The following is a 21,351-nucleotide window of genomic DNA, read 5'->3' as shown; positions in this document are numbered from 1 at the left end:
TGGTAATAATAGCCTTCGGTGGGCAAGCCCAGTCGTTCACCGAGTTGAACAGAGGGTGTCACAGGAATAAACGCTTCTTGGATGATACCCGAGCCAATCGACTTTACCTGCACAGGCTCGGGTACGCTGATGCCCATTGAGCTGAGGCCACTTTCGTCGACGAGTTTTTTGGTCTCATTGAATGCGGTATACGTGGTGTATTTAGTACCGTGTTCAGTAGGGGCTGTTTGCCAGTAACCCGTCATGCCTTCCTGCTGGGTCTCGGCCAATAGAAACTTGCACCCCACTGTTTTGCTAAATACCTTGTCCGAGCTGGCAATCTCAAAACAGTATTCGTATTTGAGAGGCGGCGGCTCGTTGGAGCGGTCAGGTTTTACCGGCTCAGGCACATAGGTGTCTTCGATATTGGTTGCCGAATGCGTACTGTGACTAGCACCGCCGGAGCCACTCGCGCCACCGACCGCACTGCCAGACTGATTGGCTCGGGCGGCAAGCGCTGAACGCATTTGTGGTGAGAGGGTCGTTTCAGTATCTGGCGAGAGAGACCAGATCCTATTCACGCTGTCATGCACTATCGCTGGGCGCGCTGGCGTATCAGTCAATAGTGCGACTTCACCACTACTCAGCGTTTCTTTAAATTGTGAAACGCTCACCCCATCGGGCATCACATTACCAAGGTCACGCTCATTCAGCGCCTCAATATCGCCCTCTACTTGACCGAACTCATACGCCATGAGTTCGGTCAGTCGAACTACTTTGTAACCCACTGCATTGTCCGCCAGTCAATAATCATGGCGATGCATTCTACGCAATAGGCCAGATTTTTGGATAGGTTTGTTGTCATCGTTAGGTTAGCACTGGCTGAAGTGTGAAGTGCGTGCAAGAACGCAATTATGGATTTAGGGAACGGGTACGGTCAAAGTAAGAAAGATCCTAGGGAAAAGATTACGGAATACGGAAAAGAGCAGACCGCGCGCGCATTGGGGCTCTTGCTCTTTCCGTACTCTGTATTCAGTCATCGGTATTCGGGAATTGGAATACAGAGCGCTTCGCTTACCGAGTACGGAAAAGAGCAGACCGAGCCCGTACTGTGGTTCTTCCCTCAATCCGCGCCGAATAAGTCGCGGGTGTAGACTTTGCTTTCTACATCACGGATCTCGTCGACCATGCGGTTGGCGACAATCACATCGGCACGCTGTTTGAAGGTCTCCAAGTCTTTGATCACGTCTGAGTTAAAGAAGGTGTCTTCTTCAAGCACGGGCTCGTATACCACTACTTCAATACCTTTGGCTTTAATCCGCTTCATGATCCCTTGAATGGCTGAGGCGCGGAAGTTGTCTGAGCCTGATTTCATCACCAAGCGATAGACGCCTACTACCTTGGGTTTGCGGTTGATGATCGCATTAGCAATAAAGTCTTTGCGGGTGGTGTTGGCATCAACAATAGCTTGAATGATGTTATTGGGGACATCTTGGTAGTTAGCCAATAGTTGACGGGTGTCTTTCGGTAGGCAGTAACCGCCGTAGCCAAACGATGGATTGTTGTAGTGATCGCCAATCCGTGGGTCTAGTCCTACCCCTTCGATGATCTGCCGTGCGTCCAAACCGTGGGATTCAGCATAGCTATCCAGCTCGTTAAAGTAGGCCACGCGCATCGCCAAATAGGTGTTGGAAAACAGCTTAACCGCCTCGGCTTCGGTCGAGTGAGTGAATAAGACAGAGATGCCTGATTTGATCGCGCCTTGTTGTAGCAAGGTGGCGAATTGGCGTGCGCGCTCCGATTGCTCACCGACAATGATCCGTGATGGATACAAGTTGTCGTAAAGCGCTTTGCCTTCACGCAAAAACTCGGGCGAGAAGAGGATATTTTCACAGTCCATCTTACGTTTAATGTCTGCGGTATAACCGACTGGCACGGTCGATTTGATCACCATCATCGCCTCTGGGTTAATCGCCATTACGTCTTTGATCACTGACTCGACCGAGCTGGTGTTAAAGTAGTTAGTTTCTGGGTCATAATCGGTGGGCGTGGCAATGATCACAAAGTCCGCGCCTTGGTAAGCCTGCGATTTATCCATGGTGGCAGTAAAGTTAAGTGGCTTTTCCGCTAGAAATTGCTCTATTTCAACATCGACAATCGGTGATTGTTTGTTGTTAAGAAGCCTCACCTTTTCTTCAACAATATCGAGTGCGACTACTTCGTTATGTTGCGCTAGTAGCATGGCGTTTGACAAGCCGACGTAACCTGTTCCAACAACTGCAATTTTCATCAAGATTTCCTTAATTTATGTCTGGAAAAATGGTATCACGTGGGGGTTTTGGGGAAGGGCCTAGGCTCCTAGCTCCTAGGTCCTAGGAGAATGAATACGGAGCGCTTCGCTTACGGATGACAGATGACGGAAAAGAGCAAGAGAGATCCTAGGATCTCGGTTCTAAGGGCTACTCGTCGATATTTGATAGTGATCGATAATTTTCTTCTGTCGTTCTAGTTGCTCTCGCTCGTAGGTGGTGAAGAGTACGGGAAGAATATCCGTGCTGAGATCGTTGATGTCACTTTGACCTGGATCGGTGTGTTCTGCCATTAGCGCAGCGAGGGCTTGCTGTTGGTCGGTGTTGTCGTCGGTGTACATTACGCTGATGTCATAGAGAGATAATGCACCCGGACTATTTATAACAGCATTAACATCGTTGTCATCAAACATCGGAATAGTTTGCTGCGCATTTGCTTCTGCGTAGATAACGTGTGTGACTGTTGTCGAGCCGCCTGTGGCTTGATAGGCAATCCGTTGAATCCCCGCTTGACCGTCCGCCTCGTTGCCGTAGGCGGTTAAATTATTGTCTCCATCGATATTCACACTTATCTGTGACGGAACTGTGATGTTGTCCGCTAGATTCGCGCTATTTAACCCCCCGCTTAGTTGCATTTCAGACAACTGTTGCGCGGTCGATAATTGCCATTGATCACCCGAAGCTGCCACGCTTCCCTCTGCGGTTAAAAAGTAAGACAGGTTATTGTTGTCGGCATCATAGCGGTAGTCGATGGTGTCGCTCGCGCTGTGGGGTAAGTTTTGCCAAATATATGGCATTTGCTGGTAGTCGACATAAAGAGATGAGGCAGTTAAGTCGTACTCGCTAGTATTGGCTGGGGCTGTCCAGCTACCGATTTCGGACAGAGAGTCAAGTTCCACCGTGGCATCATTAGCTAAATTAAAGAATTTATAATCGGTGATTTCGCGGGGCGTCTCTGTGTCAGCAATATCAGTATTATTAGGATCTCCTGCAGCTTTCTCAGCATATCCTACCCCTAATGCTGAGCGGAACACTCTGCTGACAGTTTTAGAGCCAAAGTTTGACGAGAGAGTTCGCTTATCTGGTGTTGTAATCCCAACGCTATAAGCATCAGACCCGCTCGTAACATCAACCCTTACATTTTTATACTCCTGTTCATCTGGCTTGGTTGCACCTGCTGTTATACATCGATCACTACTACTTATACTGTCCACAGGGTAACCAAACAGTACAGACTGACTTAGTGCATTTTTCTGATAGGATACCGCACTGATATCTCCTTCCTCTGCCAGAACAAACGTAACATAGCCCTCTTCTGGAACAATTGACTGATTAATTGTTAATTTATTCGATCCGATATCATAAGTGTCAGTCACGCTACCTCGCTCATCTTGTATGAGAATCGTTCCGGTTGTATTAATGCCACTTATAACACGATCTTTAGTTGCAAGTACTTGTTTTCCATCCGGCTTTTCACCATAAATGGCACAATTGCTGTTAGCGTCTGATTTAGCATAGAGAGCAGCAAACTCAAAGATATATTTGGGCGTCGGTTCAGATTGGCTGCTGCCACCGTCGTCACTGCCGCCGCCGCAGCCGGCGAGGATTAAGGGGATAAGAATTGCTAAAAGTCGTTGGTTAAACATGGTTGATACTCTTTTGATCTTTGCGCCAATCTCGCGGCAAGTGCTTGCCTTTGAATGCATGATGGCGTGATTTATGCAAAAAGTGAGCCGGACCTATTTGGTTGTCCACTACGGCTAGGTTAGCGTTTTTGGATAAGGGATAAAAGCAACTTGGACAATTGCTGTGAGGGTGAAAGGGGTTTTGCGAGTAACAAATCACTCAAAAAATGCTTTCCCCTCTTCTTGTGAGTAATAAATTACTCTTAACTTGAGGGAATAGCACGTTGCGAGTAGTATTCTACTCATGAGTAAGTGGAGGGACGAATAATGGAAGCGCTCACCGTGCAAGCGTTTATCAAAGGGGTGTGGGTAGATGTGGGTACAATATCTTTCCCTAAAAGTCACCAACATAACTTCAGAGTGACGGAGCTCCATTACCTCAGTGACTATGCATTGGCGCATCATGATCAAGATGATTGCCATGCCGTTTCAATCAACCATCCTGTTTCATTCTTTTTTGATGATATGGGCAAGCCCGGGTGGTTACGATTTCTCGACGATATTATGCCGAGTGGCGCTAGCGACGGTATTGGGTTAAACACTTGGATATTGAAGACCTTAGCGTCGATGAACAAAATTATATTTTACTTAAATTTGGTACCATGTCGCCAATTGGCAATCTAAGGATAAAAGACTCGCTTCCTGAGCGCTACGACGTGGCAGACAACCTCTACTTCTCTGTTGATGATGTCAAAAATAGAGCGGGTGATTTCCTTGACTATGCGCAGCAAAGAGGCGCTGCCGCAGGGGGGGCAACGGGCGCTGGCGGCGAAGCCCCAAACTTGTCCTACGTTGTGGTTTCGATCATCACGCAGGGTGCGAAAAAATATGGATCGATCCATACCAAGATAACAACCATAACCACGACGCCCATTATTTGGTCAAGTACCCTAGAGGTTCGCGAAGCCCTATCGACTGCAACATTCTAAGGGCGGAGTTTCACTATTATCATGAGCTAACTGAAATGGGTGTCGAAACGATCCCCATCGACGGTATGCGCTTGGAGGAAGGTTTAAGCTACCCCTCTTTGTGGCTTCCTCGATTTGATGTTCAAGTCAATCACCAACAAATAGAAAGATTGGGTATGGAATCTGTATATTCTATGTTGAACAAAGGCGCTGGCGTCACCCTTGATCACGAAACCACTATCCGAACGCTCATCAGGAAAATGACTAACAGCCATACAGTTCAAGACCAAGGATATATATTTAACTCTCAAGACTTTGTGATTGAGTGGGTGAAAAGAGATCTGCTCAATATTTTGTTCGGCAATAGTGACAACCACGGCAGAAACACGTCATTCTTAAAAGCTGATGGCGTCATCAAGCTTGCGCCTGTTTATGACTTCGCGCCGATGAAAGCGGATCCTGAAGGTATTCCCAGGACCACAAAATGGAAAGCGCCGCTCGAAGTTGGCGGAACGTATGATTTCGTCGCTATCGCGGACACCCTCTCTGATCTGGTACCGAAGGACGTCTTATTAAAAGAGTTAAAGGTGACGGCAAGCAAATGCATTGATCTTAAACAGCGGCTAGCGTTGCGAGGCGTTCCCGAACAAATCTTGGAGATGCCTGCGATTGGATTTAATCATCTATCACAAAAGCTCGCCAACTGGGGGCTTTTATGAATAAGCCAAGTCATAAAGAGTCTGTACAAGATGTGGTCGCTCGCCTGAGAGCAAACCGCAACCAACAACAGAGCACAAAAGAGGGAGAAGCCGCTCATTCGATCAAGGATCTATCGCAATGTAACTCGCCAACGCGATCGAAAGCCTCAAAAAACACCATGGCTGTCAGTGCCGCAGAGCGTAAAACCGAAGCAAACAAAATCATTAAACGCCTATTGTTTGGTGAGTTAACCCAAGGCCAAGCGTTAAAAAGCTTGCGTGTTAATATTCTGGGACTTAAGCAGGATGTGTTCGCAAAACTTGTCGGTGTCTCAAGAAAAACACTCTCCGATATCGAGAATGATCGAGGCAGCTACAATACGGAAGTTCTCAATAAGGTATGCAAACCATTTGGTTTACAGGTTGGGCTGCTCCCCTCTTCTCCTGATACGTTAAGAGCGCTACTTATCGATGATTGAGCTGGCATGAAAGGTGCCTTATTTGCTCTCTTTAGCCGCTGAAAATAGCAAAAAACCGCCACGAGGGCGGTTTTTTTAATTATGGCGGTGAGAGAGGGATTCGAACCCTCGATACGTTGCCGTATACACGCTTTCCAGGCGTGCTCCTTCAGCCACTCGGACACCTCACCATATTGTGTGTTCAACGACGATTTATGCTGGGTTACTGTAGAACCCCGCTGTCGCGTTAACGGGGCGTACTATAGAGAGTTGCCGCGTTGGGGTCAAGCGGTTGGTGATGGCTTTAAGTTTAAATGGCTATTCCATCACCAAAAGCATCACTATGTCTGGAAAAACTGAGTTAACCACCCCGACTCAGTCGTCAACGTGTTGAGCTGCGACTGGTGTGCGATGGAAGCAACCACATCTGAAAGCTGTTAAACTCTTGCCAAAGACCAAAATGCAAATAAGAGTGTTATGACATTATCAGATTTTCTCTCCCAACATGCCGATAGCGAGCAGCTACTTAACGAAATGCAAACCCGTGGTGTGGTCACCGCGATGGCGGCCGCACCCCATGTGATTAGCCCGAGTGAGTGGCTCCCCGTGATGTGGGGTGGCGACGAGCAAGCGCCGTTTGAAAGCCATGAGCAGTTTGAGCAGTACGCCAATTTGATTGTCGATATCTGGAACGCACAACGCCAGCAGCTTTTAGAAAAGAACTGGCAGTGGCCGGAAGGGTGTTTGTTGGATGACGCTGAGATTGTCAACCAAGCGACCCGCGATTTCGCCGAAGGATTGTTGCAAGGCTGGAGCCTGACCCGTGATGATTGGGAAACGCTGATGCCGGAAAACACCGATGGCAGTGCCCTACTCGGTGGCGTGGTGCTGTCTATTAGCTTGCTTTACGATCCCGAAACTGCTCTTTCCACCATGGAAGCGCAAGGCGCGGAAGAGCTGGCACAGTTTGAGGAAATCTTCAACGCCATGCCAACTATGTTGTGTGGTCTTACCCACCACGGCGCAGCATTGGCCGAGGATGCGGAAGGGGCATAAAAACGGGGTCCTAGGTCCTAGGTCCTAGATGATGGTATTCGGGAATTGGAATACAGAGCGCTTCGCTTACGGAGTACGGATTACGGGAAGAGCAGAAAGCAGTGCCTAGGTCCTAGGATCCTAGGCCCTAGGAACTTCTTTACCCCTTCATTTCAGCGGCAAAGTTGAGCATGCGGTTGAGCGGGATTAACGCTTTTTCGCGCACGTTATCATCAACGTGAATTTCATGTTCTTCGCCACCGTTTTCAAGCGCATTTTCGATCGCTTTGAGGCCGTTCATCGCCATCCATGGGCAGTGGGCGCAGCTTCGACAGGTGGCACCGGCGCCGGCGGTGGGGGCTTCGACCAATTCTTTGTCTGGTACCATTTGCTGCATTTTGTAGAAAATGCCTTTGTCGGTGGCCACAATTAGCTTTTCATTCGGCAGCGTTTGCGCCGCTTTAATCAGCTGGCTGGTTGAGCCAACGGCATCCGCCATTTTTACCACGCTGGCTGGTGATTCGGGGTGAACAAGAATCGCGGCATCAGGATAAAGATGCTTCATTTTCTCGAGCGCTTGGGCTGAAAATTCATCATGCACCACGCATTCGCCTTGCCATAAGACCATGTCAGCCGCCGGTTTCTTTTTCGATATACGCGCCAAGGTGGCGATCCGGGGCCCAGATAATCGGCTTATCTTGGCTGTCTAGGTGCTCGACAATTTCTAACGCAATGCTCGAAGTCACCACCCAATCGGCACGTGCTTTGACGGCAGCCGAGGTGTTGGCGTATACCACCACGGTATGATCCGGGTGGGCATCACAAAAAGCAGTGAATTCGTCCGCTGGGCAGCCTAAGTCTAACGAGCACTCGGCGTTGAGCGTGGGCATTAAGACGGTTTTTTCTGGGGTGAGAATTTTGGCGGTTTCGCCCATAAAGCGTACACCGGCCACAATCAGGGTTTTGGCTGGATGTTGATTGCCAAAACGGGCCATTTCTAGCGAATCTGCCACGCATCCGCCGGTTTCTTCGGCGAGAGCTTGGATCTCGGGATCCGTGTAATAGTGAGCAACAAGCACCGCGTCTTTTTGTTTTAATAGTTGTTTAATACGCGCAACGTGTTGTTTTTTTTCTTCGTCACTCAGTGCCACAGGTTTCGGCGGAAAGGGATAAACCCTTTGCGACGTTTCAATCACTTGGCTCATGGGATTACTCATGCTTACTTCCAGTCCGAGGCTTCCAGTCCGGGTAGTATAACGCGAGTGGAGCTAGAGTCCTAGAGCGCAGGTTTTAGATCCTAGGTCCTAGGTCCTAGACGACAGATTACGGATTACGGATTACGGATTACGGAAAGAGACTAGAGACTAGAGACTAGAGACTAGAGACTATTTTATGAGCCGCTTTAAGCTTTTCCTAGTCTCTAGTTTCTCGAAGCGAAGCGTCTCGTCTTTTCCCGTATTCCGTAAGCGAAGCGCTCTGTATTCATTCTCCTAGGACCTAGGCCCTAGGAACCTAGGACCTTATTGCCTACATCGCATTTTTGGCTTGTTTGGCGCTGGTTGAGTCTGGGTAAGTGTCAATCACTTGCTGGAAGTATTGCTTGGCTTGGTTGCCGTTACCTTGTTTTTGCGCAATCAGGCCGAGTTTTAGCAGTGCGTCGGCGCGTTTGTTGGAGTCTTTAAACTCGCTCACCGCGGTAAACTCTTGGTTTGCCTGTTCAAAATTATTTTTAGAGAAATAAAGTTGGCCGAGCCAATAGTGGGCGTTTGCCGTGTATACCGACTCTGGGTATTGGGCTAAAAAGGCCTTAAACGCTTTGGTGGCGCCTTGGTAATCTTTCTCTTTTAAAATGAGATTAACCGCTGACTCGTAAGCCGCATTTTCGCTTTTATCATCGGTAAAGCTGACTGGTGAGGCGTCTTTCGCTGCGTCTTTCGGCGCAGGAGCCGCTTGCTTGGCGGTTCTGAGCGTGTCGATTTCACGGTAAAGATCCCGTTGGCGTTCAACACCTGTTTGATCTCGTAGCTGTTGCGTTCAACATTGCCGCGTAACGTGCTTAATTCTTGCGCCATTTGATCGAGTTGCCGTTGCATATCAAGCTGCATTTGGTTACGCGCTTGTAGCATGCGTTCTAACCGATCGACGGTGGTGCCACCCGCCCCTACTTCTGTCACCGGAGCTGATGTGGCAGCCACGGGGGCTGCCACACTCACCAGTAACGCCAGCGCGAGGGTTCGCACAGAGTTACTGTTTATTTTCATACTCGTTTCCACTACCTATCGGCTGGATTAGTACACTAATACCGAACGGCGGTTTTTGGCGTAAGCTTCTTCGCTTTGGCCAAGTACCAAGGGTTTCTCTTCACCGTAGCTCACGATAGAGATTTGGCTTGCCGGTACGCCCAGCGCTTGCAGGTACTTAGACACGGCTTCGGCACGACGCTCGCCCAGTGCAATGTTGTACTCTGGGGTACCGCGCTCGTCAGCATGGCCTTCTACTACCACTTCCATGGCTGGGTTGTCACGCAGGTAAGTGGCGTGCGCGTCCAGCATGTCTTCATATTGTGGGAGTACTGATGAGTCGTCAAAGTTGAAGTAAACGGTTTGCGACTGACGCAGCTCTTGGTTACGGATTTGTTGCTCGGTCATTGAGCCTTGGCCGTCAACCGGAGACACCACGGTGGTGCCGTTTTGATTGGTGGATTGGCCAGAACCACTGCCAGTTGCGCTGTCGCTCGAGCTACACGCAGCCAGAGTTAACATTGGCAGTGCCACCGCCAGACCTTTCAGTACTTTATTGATTTGCATTCTATTTTCCTTTTCTAGAAAGTTAGCGCACGTTGTTTAAAATTTAAAAACTACAGGTAAGGTGACCAGGCTGGTGCACGCACGCGCCCGTTAGTTGCCGGTAACCGCGCTTTAAAGCGGCCGTCGATGGAGACGAGTGACAACACATTCTTACGTCCATATACCGAGCTGTAAATCACCATGCTGCCATTTGGCGCAATACTTGGCGACTCATCCAACAAGGTTTTGGTTAGGATTTGCACCGCCCCGCTGTTTAAGTCTTGTTTTGCAATGTTATAGCCAGACGTTGATTGGTTCACCATGATCAAGTGGCGGCCATCAGGGGTCAGTTGTCCCCCCATATTTTGATTGCCTTGCCATGTGATCCGTCGGCTAGTTCCATCTTCTAAATTTACGCGATAAATCTGTGGTTTGCCACCCCGGTCCGATGTGTAGATAAGCGAGTTACCATCGGGATCCCAAAATGGTTCGGTGCTATTGGCGCGGCCATGGGTGATTTGGGTCAGTTTTTTACTGTTCAGGTCGAACGTATACACCTGTAGGCTACCGGTTTTCGAGAGCACCATGGCGAGCTTGCTGCCATCGGGCGAAAACTGTGGCGAACCATTGTGGCGCGGGTAAGAAGAGATCTTCTCTCGCTCGCCGGTATAAATATCCATGATGAAGATTTCTGCCTGACCATTTTCAAAACTAACATAGGCTAGCTGGCGGCCATCAGGCGACCACGACGGCGACATCAGTGGCTGTTTAGAGCGCAAGATCAAGCGTTCATTATAGCCGTCGTAATCGGAAAGGCGCAGTTGGTAGGGGTAGTCGTTCTCTTTATCGATCACCACATAGGCGATGCGGGTTAAAAATGCCCCTTTTTCGCCAGTCAGTTGCTCATAAACAATATTGGAAATGCGGTGGGCATAGCGGCGTAAATCGCTTTCTTTGACCGTGGCACGGTTGTTAACCAGCAAGTGATCATCGGTTTGTACCAGCTGGCCATCGGCGCCTAGGCCTTTGCTGTCGCCGCCTGTGAGCTGGCCACGCACAATATCAATGAGTTGATAATCAATCTGATAGCGTCCGTCCGATGTCGGCGTCACGGTGCCGGTGACCACGGCATCAACGCCGAGTGATGTCCAGGCATTGTAATCGACGTCAGCGTCTTTATAAGGTGTTTGCGGCATATCGCTGACTGATAATGGGTTAAATTTGCCACTGCGGCGTAAATCGGACCCCACTACCGCGGAGATATCTTCAGGCATCTCGCCTTGGCCTTTCCATTGGAAGGGGATCACACCAATGGGCCTCGCCGTGTTAACCCCTTCGGTGATCACCAATTTAAGCGCCGCATGCGCCGGCTGGGTCAGTAATGACAAACAGACCAAGAGCATGACAACGGCGGCGACTCGCCACATCCGCACACGATCCTGACGCTGGTTTGTCACACGGTTTGTGCCACCACAGGGGCTCACTTCCATCATGTTTTTTATCCTGTCGGTTAATTAGGTCGAACGGTTAACTCGATATCACGTAACTTGGCAATAATATCGCCATCGTCTGGCATCGGAAATTGTGACACGGACGCAACCGCGGTTTTTGTTGCGCGACACAATCGCGTGTTGCCCGCTTTTTGTTCCACATTAAGCAAGAGACCGGTCGGTGACAAGCGCATATTGACCACACATTCTTGCCCGCTTAAGCCGTCATCAACAATCAGTCTTTGTTGGATCATTTGCTCAAAAATGGCGCCGTATCGCGCCACTTCATCTTCTACAAATTGTCCGCGCGCGCTTTGCCGTTGGCTGGCTTCCGATTCCAGCCCCGAGAACAAATCGTTCAGTGCGGCTTCTTGCTCTCGCTGTTGCCGTTTGGCTTCTTCCGCCCGGCGTTCGGCCTCTTTTCTCGCTTGTTCGGCTTCTTTGCGCGCCTGTTCTGCCTCTTTTAGCGCTTGCTCTTCAGCTTTTCGCTTTTCCTCAAGCTTGCGTTGACGTTCGGCTTCCGCTTTTTTCGCTTCTTCTTCCGCTTTACGTTCAGCCGCCCGCTTTTCTTGCCGTGCTTTCTCGGCTTTCTCCGCGGCTAATTCCGCTTCACGTTTTTCTTCTAGCTTGCGCTGACGGTCACGCTCTGCTTGTTCCGCCTCTTTTTTGGCGATACGTGCTTGCTCTTTGGCTTTTGCTTGCTGCTCGGCAATCTGCTTTTGCTCTTCCCGTGCTTGGCGTTCTACCTCGAGCTTTTTCCGTTTCACCTCGCGTAGCCGCTGTTCTTCTTGCTCTCGTTGCTTTTCGAGCTGCTTGGCTTGCTGCTCTAACCGTTTGAGTCGTTCAGCTTCTTCGCGTTTGGCTTGGTTACGTTGCTCACGGATTTTTTGCGCTTGTGCATTGACCACAGCCGGATCAATCACAGTGGCTTCAATCGAGCGCCCCGCTTTCGGGGTTGGCTTGGTGTCTGAGCTAAAATCTGCGCCCCATAACAGCACAATCACTAACAAGACGTGTAGCCCGCCTGAAATGACGAGCGCGGGCACCAATGAGTCTTTTTTCTTACTCTTAGTGGTCTGATCTCTATTGCTTGGCTCGTTCATCACCCTCACCTACGACTCGTATGGTTCTGTCATCAAACCGACTGACGACACACCCGCTTGATTTAAGGCATCAAGCGTTAGGATGATTTCGGAATAAGGCACGCGGCCATCACCGCCGACTAGAACGGGTGAATTAGGATTAAGTTGGAGCTCGGCTTTTACCCGAACCAAGATTTCTTCCAGGCTCAATCCTCGGGTCATGTCGCCATTGTCGACACTGAGCCCCAGCAGGCCGTCTTTATCCACTTCAACAATAATGAACGCGCCGCTGTCTTCTTCTTCCGCCAACTCTGCCGCTGTTTTGGCCTGCGTGGTTTGTGGTAAGTCGACATCCACCCCTTGGGTGACAAACGGCGCGGTGACCATAAAGATAATCAGCAATACCAGCATCACGTCAATGTAGGGTACCACATTGATTTCTGCCGTCATTTTGCGTCGTTTCGGTTGATACGCCATGGATTACTCCTGGGTTGCCGCAAACGCTTGACGGTGAAGAATACTCGAGAATTCTTCCATAAAGTTCATGTAGTTGTGCTCAAGCTTGCTCACTTTGGCTGTGAGGCGGTTATACGCCATGACCGCGGGGATCGCTGCGAACAGACCCATCGCCGTTGCGACCAAGGCTTCGGCAATCCCGGGGGCGACCATCGCCAATGTCGCTTGTTTCACCGCACCCAGTGCAATAAAGGCATGCATGATGCCCCACACGGTACCGAATAGGCCAATATAGGGGCTGATCGAGCCGACGGTGGCCAAAAATGGAAGATGCGTTTCAAGCTCTTCCACTTGTTTAGATAGGGAGACACGCATCGCCCGTGAGGCGCCTTCCATCACCGCATCAGGCACTTTGTCGTTGCTGCGATGCAAGCGGGCAAACTCTTTAAACCCAGCGTAGAAAATTTTCTCACTACCGGTGAGATTATCTTTACGGGCTTGCACTTCTTGAAACAGTTGCGAGAGATCGATCCCTGACCAAAATCGGTCTTCAAACCGTTCTGCTTTGCTAAAGGCTTGCTGCATCACTTTGGAGCGTTTGATGATCATGGCCCAAGACGCCACTGACATACCCAGTAATATCAGCATCACGGCCTTCACAAGCAGGCTTGCTTGCAAAAACAGGTCGAGAATGGAAAGTTCAGCGGTCACGTCATCATCTCCGATTTAATCTGTGTTGGAATCGATTTGGGTTTCATGGTTGTTGGGTCGACACAGGCTATCTTAACCGTTGCCGCACACAATGCTTTTTGATCAGAATTCACCAAGCTTTGACAAAAGGTCATGCTAGCGCGTCCCATGGCTGACACGGTGGTGACAACGTCTAGGGCATCATCCAGCCGCGCGCCGCGATGAAAATCAATATCCATGTGGCGTACCACAAACGCATATCGCTCGGCAAACAAGGCCTGTTGATTGACACCGATTTGGCGTAACAGTTCAGTGCGCGCACGCTCAAAGTATTTCAGGTAGTTAGCGTGATAAACCACCCCACCGGCGTCGGTGTCTTCATAATAGACACGCACGGGCCAACGAAACGGCGTTGATTCAGTCATGACTGTATCCATGTAGGTTCAGCGATAGGCAATTACTATACCTAAGTTGTCGATGTATAGAAATGCTGAGGCCGCACGGTCGCTGCTTTGGTCGCCCATGATAACGGCGAGAAGTGATATGCCGCAAAAAATACGCAATAACATCGCGGCCAGTGATGAAAAAAGCACCGCTTGGGTGCTTTTGTCATTGCGGTGTCACTGAGGCTTGTAAGCGCTAGCGACACCCGAACACGCTGGCGAAACCAATCGCGTTAACGTAGCCCCATCAGGGAGAGTAAGATCAGTGAAACTGTCCATCCAAATGGGGGCCAGGTCAGCCATCGGCTCCATTTGCCGTGTGCCGTGAAACCGACGGCATGGATCACGCCCACACAGGTGGCGTAAAGCAGCCCCACGCCCATGAGGAACGTGACGCCGCCCATGCGTTGTGCAAAGGCTTCCGGCGCCCACATGACTTGCCCGCCCCAGCATACGGCACTGGCCAGTGAGAGCAGCCGCCAAAGGCCAGAAAAGTCCTGGCCTAAAGGAGCGGATTGCCGATCACTCATTGTCGTGATCCATCGCTTCTGTGTGTTCCAGCCACAACGCATTGATGATGCCAAAGGCGCATGCCAGCAGCACACCGAGAATCCACGTGAAATACCACATATGCAGGCTCCTTACTTAATAGAGTGAATGTTTGTTGTCTTCAATATATTGCGCGTCTAAGCGGCCGAACATCTTAATGTAGCACCACAGGGTGTAAGCCAAGATAATCGGAACAAAAATCGCGGCCACAATGGTCATAATCGACAAGGTTAGCTCACTAGACGTGGCATCCCACATGGTCAAGCTGTGGCTTGGGAAAGTGCTCGATGGCATCACAAAGGGGAACATCGCAATTCCCGCGGTCAAAATCACCCCTGCAATGGCCAAACTCGAGAACAAGAAAGCCCAGCCACCCCGTTCGAAACGAGATGCAAGCAGTGCCAAGAGTGGCATCACCGCACCGACGATGGGGGCTAACCAAAGGATTGGCATCGCTTGGTAGTTGTGCATCCAGGCGCCACTTTGTACCGCCACTTCTTTTGCCAATGGGTTAGACGCCGCTTGGTTCGCCGCTTCACTGACCACCACAAAGCCTTCCATGTTTTGTACCCAAAAGCCCGCAGCCACGAACAAGACGGTGGTCAGTAGCGCACACAGTTGCGCCACATTGCGTGCGCGTACATGCAGCGCATCGGTGGTTTTCATTTGCAGCCAGGTTGCTCCTTGCAACACCACCATGAACAGGCTCACGAGACCACACACCAGTGCGAAGGGATTAAGCAGTGCAAAAAAGCCGCCGGTATAGGTTGGGATCAAGAGATCGCTGAGTTGGAACGGCACCCCTTGCAGTAAATTACCAAAGGCGACACCGAAGATCACCGGTGGCACAAAGCCGCCCACGACTAAACCCCAGTCCCAGGCTGTACGCCAGCGTGGATGATCGATTTTTGAGCGATAGTCAAAACCCATGGGACGGAAAAATAATGCCGCCAATGTAAGGACCATCGCGATATAGAACCCCGAGAATGACACTGCATAAACCAACGGCCAGGCGGCAAATAGCGCCCCACCCGCGGTCACTAACCAGACTTGGTTGCCTTCCCAGTGCGGCGCAACGGCGTTAATCATCACCCGGCGTTCGCTGTCGGTTTTGCCGATCAAGGTGAGCAAGGCGCCCACCCCCATATCAAAACCATCAGTGACGGTAAAGCCAATCAATAGCACCCCGATCAGGGCCCACCAGATCAGCCGTAACATTTCATAATCAAACATGCTATCTCTCCTTATGCTTCAATCTGGCGGCTGAAATCCGCTTCCGGATTGCCTTCTTGTTCAAAGTGGTAGCGGCCGGTTTTAAGGCTGCTTGGCCCCAAGCGCGCAAACTTGAACATCAGATAAAGCTCGGCGACGAGAAAGACGGTGTAGAGCGAGCAGATCGCCACTATCGAGAAAATGATATCACCGGCGGCGAGGTTAGACGCTGCCACATGCACCGGCAAAATCTCACCCACGGCCCAAGGCTGACGACCATACTCGGCAACAAACCAGCCCGCTTCACAGGCAATCCAAGGCAGTGGAATACCAATCAGTGCCAGCTTGAGTAGCCAAGGTTTTTGATCGATACGCTGACGACAGGTTTGCCAGAAGGCCATGCCAAAGATAAACAGCATCGCAAAGCCACAGGCCACCATGATCCTAAAGCTCCAGAACAGTGGTGCCACGTGTGGAATAGAGTCTTGCGCCGCTTGCTGAATCTGCCTTCGGTAGCATCGACGACGTTATCGGTGTAAGGCTTGAGCAACAGACCGTAGCCGAGATCATCTTTGACCTCATTGAACGCGGCTTTGGTGTCAGACGATGTTTCGCCAGCACGTAATTTTTCTAGCAGTGCGTACGCCTGCATCCCGTTACGGATACGGGTTTCATGCTCAGCAATCAAATCGGTTAAGCCTGTCACTTCTTTGTCGAGTGAGCGCGTGGCGATGATCCCCATCGCATACGGGATTTTAATTGCATAATCGGTTTGCATAGTGTCTTGATTGGGCAAGCCCACCACGGTGAAGGCTGCTGGCGCTTCCTCGGTGTGCCATTCGGCCTCAATCGCCGCCAGTTTGACCTTTTGCACATCGCCCAGCTCATAACCGGATTCATCACCGAGAATAATGACTGAGACGATCGCGGCCATACCAAACGAGGCAGCAATTGCAAACGAGCGACGCGCGAAGCAAGATCTCGCCCTTTCAATAGGTAGTAGGCACTGATACCGAGCACGAACATGGCCCCTGTGGTGTAGCCCGCCGCGACGGTATGAACAAATTTCACTTGTGCCACTGGGTTAAAGACCACGTCGGCAAAGCTCACCATTTCCATGCGCATGGTTTCGAAGTTGAACTCCGAGCCCACTGGGTTTTGCATCCAGCCGTTGGCGACCAGGATCCAAAGCGCAGAAAAGTTAGAAGCCTAACGCCACCAGCCAAGTGGTAACCAAGTGTTGACGTTTGCTGAGACGATCCCAACCAAAGAAGAATAGGCCCACAAAGGTGGATTCAAGGAAGAAGGCCATCAACCCTTCAATGGCGAGCGSCCCAAAAATGTCCCCTACATAATGGGAATAATAGGCCCAGTTGGTCCCAAATTGGAACTCCATGGTGAGGCCGGTTGCTACCCCGAGCGCAAAGTTAATCCCAAAGAGTTTGCCCCAAAACTTGGTCATGTCTTTGTAGATTTGCTTGTCGGTCATCACGTATAACGATTCCATGATGGCCAGCAAAAATGCCAAACCTAGCGTTAGGGGAACAAACAGGAAGTGATACATCGCGGTCAGCGCAAACTGCAGCCGCGATAAATCGACGATATCGGTAATCATGGTCACTCCTTTACACCGCTTTCGGTGCCGATACAGGTGTATCGCTCGTTTTACTTTCTCACCCTGCACGGCAGTCAAACAGCTGGCTGGTGCGGGGAAAGCTACACACTTTCTCAAGTCACTGCTTGCATGTTACACATTTGAAACACCCAAGTTACTCAATAGTTAAATATATCCTAATTAAGTTATAACTAATATTATAGACGTAACTCGTGTGCGTTAATCGCCTTTGCCTTGGTTTGTCGAGTCAGTTGCAAAAACAACAGAGCAACGGCACCAGGGTGTAAAATTGTGATTAACCACAAAGAAATCAGGTGATTCGTAGGTGTAATTGGACGCCACGTCTCACTCTGATTGGTTGTAACTGTCAGCAGATGGGAGTCACGATAAGGGGTCACGTGCTACACAACCTTAATCTAGATCAAAAAACCCCATTGATTGGCGGTCAATGGGGCGGTTTTGGTAAAAAATGTCTTGATCTCAGTTAAGCTTTCGGCCAGTTTTTATCACGCCTTAGGCACATCAAAGCCAAAATGCAGGTAGGCGCGTTGGCTGGCAATCCGGCCACGCGGGGTGCGTTGTAAGTAACCTTGTTGGATCAGATAAGGCTCTATCACATCTTCTATGGTGTCTTTTTCTTCACCAATCGCGGCGGCGAGGTTATCTAAGCCGACCGGGCCACCATCGAATTTTTCAATGATGGCGTTAAGCAGTTTACGGTCCATGTAATCGAACCCTTGGCTGTCAACATCAAGCATATCAAGGGCACGCTGGGCGATATCCGGGCAGATATGGCCACTGCCCTTCACTTCGGCAAAATCGCGCACACGGCGAAGTAGACGGTTAGCAATCCGCGGGGTACCACGTGATCGTCGCGCCACTTCTTCGGCACCTTCGTCTTCCATCGACAGCGCTAGGCAATGGGCGCTGCGTTTTACAATTCCGGTTAAATCACGCACGTTGTAATATTCCAAACGCTGGGTGATACCGAAACGGTCGCGAAGTGGTGAGGTCAGTGAGCCGGCACGAGTGGTGGCACCAATCAGGGTAAACGGTGGTAAGTCGATTTTAATCGAGCGCGCCGCCGGCCCTTCGCCAATCATAATATCTAGTTGGTAATCTTCCATGGCGGGATACAGGATTTCTTCCACCACCGGACTCAAGCGATGAATTTCATCGATAAATAGGACATCGTGGGGTTCAAGGTTGGTAAGCAAGGCGGCGAGATCACCGGCTTTTTCTAACACGGGACCTGATGTGGTACGGATACTCACATCCATTTCGTTGGCAACAATATTGGCCAGGGTGGTTTTACCCAGACCCGGCGGGCCAAAAATCAGCAGGTGATCCAGGGCTTCTTGGCGTTTGCGTGCGGCATGGATAAAAATTTCCATTTGTCCACGCACATGATCTTGGCCTTGATAATCTTCCAATAACTTAGGGCGTATCGCGCGGTCGATCACTTCATCTTCGCGATCGGGCGTGGTTTGTGCCGAAATTAAACGATCAGCTTCTATCATGGTTACACCATCGAGCGCAGCGCGTGACGAATCACCGCTTCGCTGCTCATGTCATCGGTTGCAATTTGTTTAACCACTTTCTCTGCCTGTGCCGCTTTGTAGCCCAACGCGACTAGGGCACTCACCGCTTCATCTGCCGCGGTCGAGACGGTGGTCGGTGTGGGACGTATCGCGGCGCCTTCACCGGTAGCGGCATCGGTGTGCGGCGTAAAGAGATCAAAGGCTTCCCAGTTTTTAAGCCGGTCGCGCATTTCAATCACTAAGCGTTCCGCGGTTTTCTTCCCTACTCCAGGGATTTTCACCAAGGTCGACACATCGTTGTGCTCAACACTATCGACAAAATGGTTGGCCGTCATCCCCGATAAAATCGCTAACCCAAGCTTTGGCCCCACGCCATTGGCTTTGATCACTTCGCGAAATAGCGCACGCTCGCGTTTACCACTAAAGCCATAGAGGAGTTGTGCATCTTCACGCACCACAAAATGGGTATACACAGTGGCTGTCTCACCCACGTCCGGCAGTTGATATAGACAGTTCATCGGCATGCTCACTTCGTAACCGACGCCGTTCACGTCAATTAAAATCTCTGGAGGCTGCTTTTCTATCAGGGTTCCCTGTAATCGGCCTATCACAATCGCTTCTCTGTTTGTTACTTTGCCTCAAGGATAAAGAATAACTGGATGTATATCCAGTCGGATTGAGGAACCACGGAATACGGAATACAGAGTACAGAAAGAGCAAAAGACCGATGCACGCACGAGCTGCTCTTTCCGTGTTCTGTAAGCGAAGCGCTCCGTATTCAAGATCCCGAATATCGTGTAGGTCGGCATAAGCGCCCGCACGATGCAAATAAGTATCACAATGTCGGCCGCGCGCCATCCGACATCGAGGTTAAATTTGGCGCTGGTCGTGACAGGCGCCCAGTTAGCATCGTGCATCATTGTTGACATCTTGCCGGGGCTTGTGTCACCTACGCCAATGGTATCATCGATGTATAAACTAGGCGTAGGAAGTACGGCTCGATGGTTTTGTCACGACTTCTGTTCAGGGTTCGAGTTTTGTATGCATTCCCACGCAGGAGCGTGGGAACGAGTAACAGTCTCTGTGTTAAAGCGCGCGAGGCACTTTTATCGATACCGGCCGCGGCGGGCGGCGTTGGCTTTGCCGGCCATGGCGATCAGGGTGTGGTTGGTGTGGGCATGACAAATCGCCACGGCGAGGGCATCGGCGGCATCGGCTTGGGGGGTGGCGCTGAGTTTCAACATGTGGGTGACCATATGCTGGACTTGCTTTTTATCGGCGCTACCTTTGCCGACGACTGCTTGCTTAATCAGCCTTGCCGCGTATTCCGATACCGGTAAATCGGCATTCACGGCGGCGACAATGGCACTGCCCCGTGCTTGGCCCAATTTGAGAGCCGAATCGGCATTGCGGGCCATAAACACTTGCTCGATGGCAAAGTTATCGGGCTGGAATTGGGTGATGACTTCACTCACCCCGGCGTAGATATGCTTTAAGCGCCCGGGTAAATCGTCGGTTTCGGTGCGAATACAGCCGCTGCCGAGATATTCAAGATGCCGACCCTGTTGGCGGATCACCCCATAGCCGGTGATCCGCGAACCTGGGTCAATCCCCAGTATAATTGTCATTTAGCTTAAACTCGCCGCCACTTCATCCGAGATATCCCCGTTATGATAAACCTCTTGTACGTCGTCAAGATCGTCTAGCATGTCGACCAAACGCAGCAGTTTGGGCGCGGTGTCTGCGTCTAACTCCGCTTTGGTGGATGGCACCTGCGTCACTTCGGCACGCTCCGCGTCAAAGCCGGCTTTGTCGAGGGCATCTTTGACCGTACCAAAGTCATTAGGCGTGGTGTAAACATCGATTGAGCCGTCGTCATAGGTAACCACGTCTTCCGCGCCACCTTCGAGTGCCGCTTCCATCACGTCGTCTTCTTCAAGCCCTGCGGCGTATGTGACAACACCTTTTTTATCAAACAAAAAGCTGACTGAACCATCGGTGCCTAGGTTGCCGCCCGATTTAGAAAACGCGTGACGCACGCCTGACACGGTACGATTGCGATTGTCGGTCATGCATTCCACCATCACCGCGGTACCTGCCGGGCCATAGCCTTCATAGATGACGGTTTCCATGTTGTCGTCGCCATCGCCACCGGCCCCGCGTGTGATCGCACGGTTGATGGTGTCACGCGTCATGTTGTTAGACAGTGCTTTATCCACCGCGGCGCGCAAACGTGGGTTGGTTTCCGCTTCGGGCCCACCCTCTTTGGTGGCAACCACTAATTCTCGAATCAGTTTGGTGAAAATCTTACCGCGCTTCGCGTCTTGAGCGGCTTTACGGTGTTTAATGTTCGACCACTTACTGTGACCTGCCATATCGACTTCTCCGTTTTTTGCTCGCTCCCCTCACGTGAAA

17 protein-coding genes, 1 tRNA gene and 5 pseudogenes are annotated in these 21,351 nt (G+C 50.7%); 3 read left to right on the top strand and 20 right to left on the bottom strand.

Features of this window, described 5'->3' with window-relative positions:
• The 3 genes and pseudogenes from DZ54_RS0102755 to DZ54_RS0102740 form a co-directional block, all read right to left on the bottom strand.
• Positions 1-734: pseudogene (locus tag DZ54_RS0102755) on the bottom strand (hypothetical protein); the annotation flags it as partial.
• 368 nt (positions 735-1,102) lie between these two features.
• Positions 1,103-2,269 carry a nucleotide sugar dehydrogenase gene (locus DZ54_RS0102745; RefSeq protein WP_025673021.1) on the bottom strand — a complete coding sequence of 389 codons (1,167 nt, stop codon included), beginning with the start codon at positions 2,267-2,269 and terminating at the stop codon, positions 1,103-1,105.
• Positions 2,270-2,431: 162 nt separating this feature from the next.
• Positions 2,432-3,934 (bottom strand): hypothetical protein, encoded by a 1,503-nt coding sequence (locus DZ54_RS0102740; RefSeq protein ID WP_025673020.1) that lies wholly within the window; start codon positions 3,932-3,934, stop codon positions 2,432-2,434.
• A 306-nt stretch (positions 3,935-4,240) separates the two neighbouring features.
• Here DZ54_RS0102740 and DZ54_RS18485 point away from each other — a divergent pair.
• Together DZ54_RS18485 and DZ54_RS18480 are read left to right on the top strand one after the other, a co-directional pair.
• Positions 4,241-5,600: pseudogene (locus DZ54_RS18485) on the top strand (type II toxin-antitoxin system HipA family toxin).
• The gene (locus tag DZ54_RS18480) at positions 5,597-6,058 is read left to right on the top strand and encodes a helix-turn-helix transcriptional regulator (RefSeq protein ID WP_037353404.1); all 462 of its coding nucleotides are present in this window, start codon (positions 5,597-5,599) and stop codon (positions 6,056-6,058) included. The pseudogene DZ54_RS18485 and the gene DZ54_RS18480 overlap by 4 nt, the downstream one beginning before the upstream one ends.
• Positions 6,059-6,140: 82 nt before the next feature.
• On the opposite strand, the gene DZ54_RS0102725 is transcribed toward DZ54_RS18480, so the two are convergent.
• Positions 6,141-6,228 (bottom strand) — tRNA-Ser (locus tag DZ54_RS0102725).
• Between the two features lie 286 nt (positions 6,229-6,514).
• Here DZ54_RS0102725 and DZ54_RS0102720 point away from each other — a divergent pair.
• Positions 6,515-7,093 carry a UPF0149 family protein gene (locus tag DZ54_RS0102720; RefSeq protein ID WP_025673019.1) on the top strand — a complete coding sequence of 193 codons (579 nt, stop codon included), beginning with the start codon at positions 6,515-6,517 and terminating at the stop codon, positions 7,091-7,093.
• Positions 7,094-7,232: 139 nt separating this feature from the next.
• Here DZ54_RS0102720 and nadA read toward each other — a convergent pair.
• From nadA to DZ54_RS0102625, 16 genes and pseudogenes are all read right to left on the bottom strand, one after another.
• Positions 7,233-8,277, bottom strand: a pseudogene (nadA, locus tag DZ54_RS18475) (quinolinate synthase NadA).
• 322 nt (positions 8,278-8,599) lie between these two features.
• A pseudogene (gene ybgF / locus DZ54_RS18470) lies at positions 8,600-9,327 on the bottom strand (tol-pal system protein YbgF).
• A gap of 33 nt (positions 9,328-9,360) precedes the next feature.
• Complete coding sequence (pal, locus tag DZ54_RS0102705) at positions 9,361-9,879, bottom strand: peptidoglycan-associated lipoprotein Pal (protein WP_025673018.1); 519 nt, start codon at positions 9,877-9,879, stop codon at positions 9,361-9,363.
• A gap of 50 nt (positions 9,880-9,929) precedes the next feature.
• Complete coding sequence (gene tolB, locus DZ54_RS0102700; RefSeq protein ID WP_240473893.1) at positions 9,930-11,261, bottom strand: Tol-Pal system beta propeller repeat protein TolB; 1,332 nt, start codon at positions 11,259-11,261, stop codon at positions 9,930-9,932.
• Between the two features lie 107 nt (positions 11,262-11,368).
• The gene (gene tolA / locus DZ54_RS0102695) at positions 11,369-12,451 is read right to left on the bottom strand and encodes a cell envelope integrity protein TolA (RefSeq protein WP_025673016.1); all 1,083 of its coding nucleotides are present in this window, start codon (positions 12,449-12,451) and stop codon (positions 11,369-11,371) included.
• Positions 12,452-12,460: 9 nt separating this feature from the next.
• Positions 12,461-12,907, bottom strand: coding sequence for a protein TolR (gene tolR / locus DZ54_RS0102690; protein ID WP_025673015.1), 447 nt, complete (start codon positions 12,905-12,907; stop codon positions 12,461-12,463).
• Between the two features lie 3 nt (positions 12,908-12,910).
• Positions 12,911-13,597: a protein TolQ gene (gene tolQ / locus DZ54_RS0102685; RefSeq protein ID WP_025673014.1), complete on the bottom strand. Its 687-nt coding sequence runs from the start codon at positions 13,595-13,597 to the stop codon at positions 12,911-12,913.
• Positions 13,594-14,001 carry a tol-pal system-associated acyl-CoA thioesterase gene (ybgC, locus tag DZ54_RS0102680; protein ID WP_037330429.1) on the bottom strand — a complete coding sequence of 136 codons (408 nt, stop codon included), beginning with the start codon at positions 13,999-14,001 and terminating at the stop codon, positions 13,594-13,596. The genes tolQ and ybgC overlap by 4 nt, the downstream gene beginning before the upstream one ends.
• Before the next feature lie 251 nt (positions 14,002-14,252).
• Positions 14,253-14,549 (bottom strand): cyd operon YbgE family protein, encoded by a 297-nt coding sequence (locus tag DZ54_RS0102670; RefSeq protein WP_025673012.1) that lies wholly within the window; start codon positions 14,547-14,549, stop codon positions 14,253-14,255.
• On the bottom strand, positions 14,542-14,649 hold the full coding sequence (gene cydX / locus DZ54_RS23960) for a cytochrome bd-I oxidase subunit CydX (protein ID WP_021024361.1): 108 nt from the start codon (positions 14,647-14,649) through the stop codon (positions 14,542-14,544). Before cydX ends, DZ54_RS0102670 begins: the two co-directional genes overlap by 8 nt.
• A 15-nt stretch (positions 14,650-14,664) precedes the next feature.
• A complete protein-coding gene (gene cydB / locus DZ54_RS0102660) occupies positions 14,665-15,801 on the bottom strand; it encodes a cytochrome d ubiquinol oxidase subunit II (protein ID WP_025673011.1) in 1,137 nt (378 codons plus the stop codon).
• Between the two features lie 11 nt (positions 15,802-15,812).
• Positions 15,813-17,392 (bottom strand): annotated as a pseudogene (gene cydA / locus DZ54_RS18465) (cytochrome ubiquinol oxidase subunit I).
• A 509-nt stretch (positions 17,393-17,901) separates the two neighbouring features.
• Entirely contained in the window at positions 17,902-18,915 is a 1,014-nt protein-coding gene (ruvB, locus tag DZ54_RS0102640) for a Holliday junction branch migration DNA helicase RuvB (protein ID WP_025673007.1), read from the bottom strand.
• Between the two features lie 2 nt (positions 18,916-18,917).
• A complete protein-coding gene (ruvA, locus tag DZ54_RS0102635; protein ID WP_025673006.1) occupies positions 18,918-19,547 on the bottom strand; it encodes a Holliday junction branch migration protein RuvA in 630 nt (209 codons plus the stop codon).
• Positions 19,548-20,042: 495 nt separating this feature from the next.
• On the bottom strand, positions 20,043-20,564 hold the full coding sequence (gene ruvC / locus DZ54_RS0102630; protein WP_021022886.1) for a crossover junction endodeoxyribonuclease RuvC: 522 nt from the start codon (positions 20,562-20,564) through the stop codon (positions 20,043-20,045).
• The gene (locus DZ54_RS0102625; protein WP_025673005.1) at positions 20,565-21,311 is read right to left on the bottom strand and encodes a YebC/PmpR family DNA-binding transcriptional regulator; all 747 of its coding nucleotides are present in this window, start codon (positions 21,309-21,311) and stop codon (positions 20,565-20,567) included. It lies immediately after the preceding gene.
• Positions 21,312-21,351 lie beyond the last annotated feature (40 nt).

It is taken from the genome of Salinivibrio socompensis S35 (genome assembly GCF_000513715.1).
In the GTDB taxonomy this organism is placed as follows: domain Bacteria; phylum Pseudomonadota; class Gammaproteobacteria; order Enterobacterales; family Vibrionaceae; genus Salinivibrio; species Salinivibrio socompensis.
Note: the sequence above shows the minus strand (reverse complement) of the source record. Positions and strands in the feature narration are given on the sequence as shown.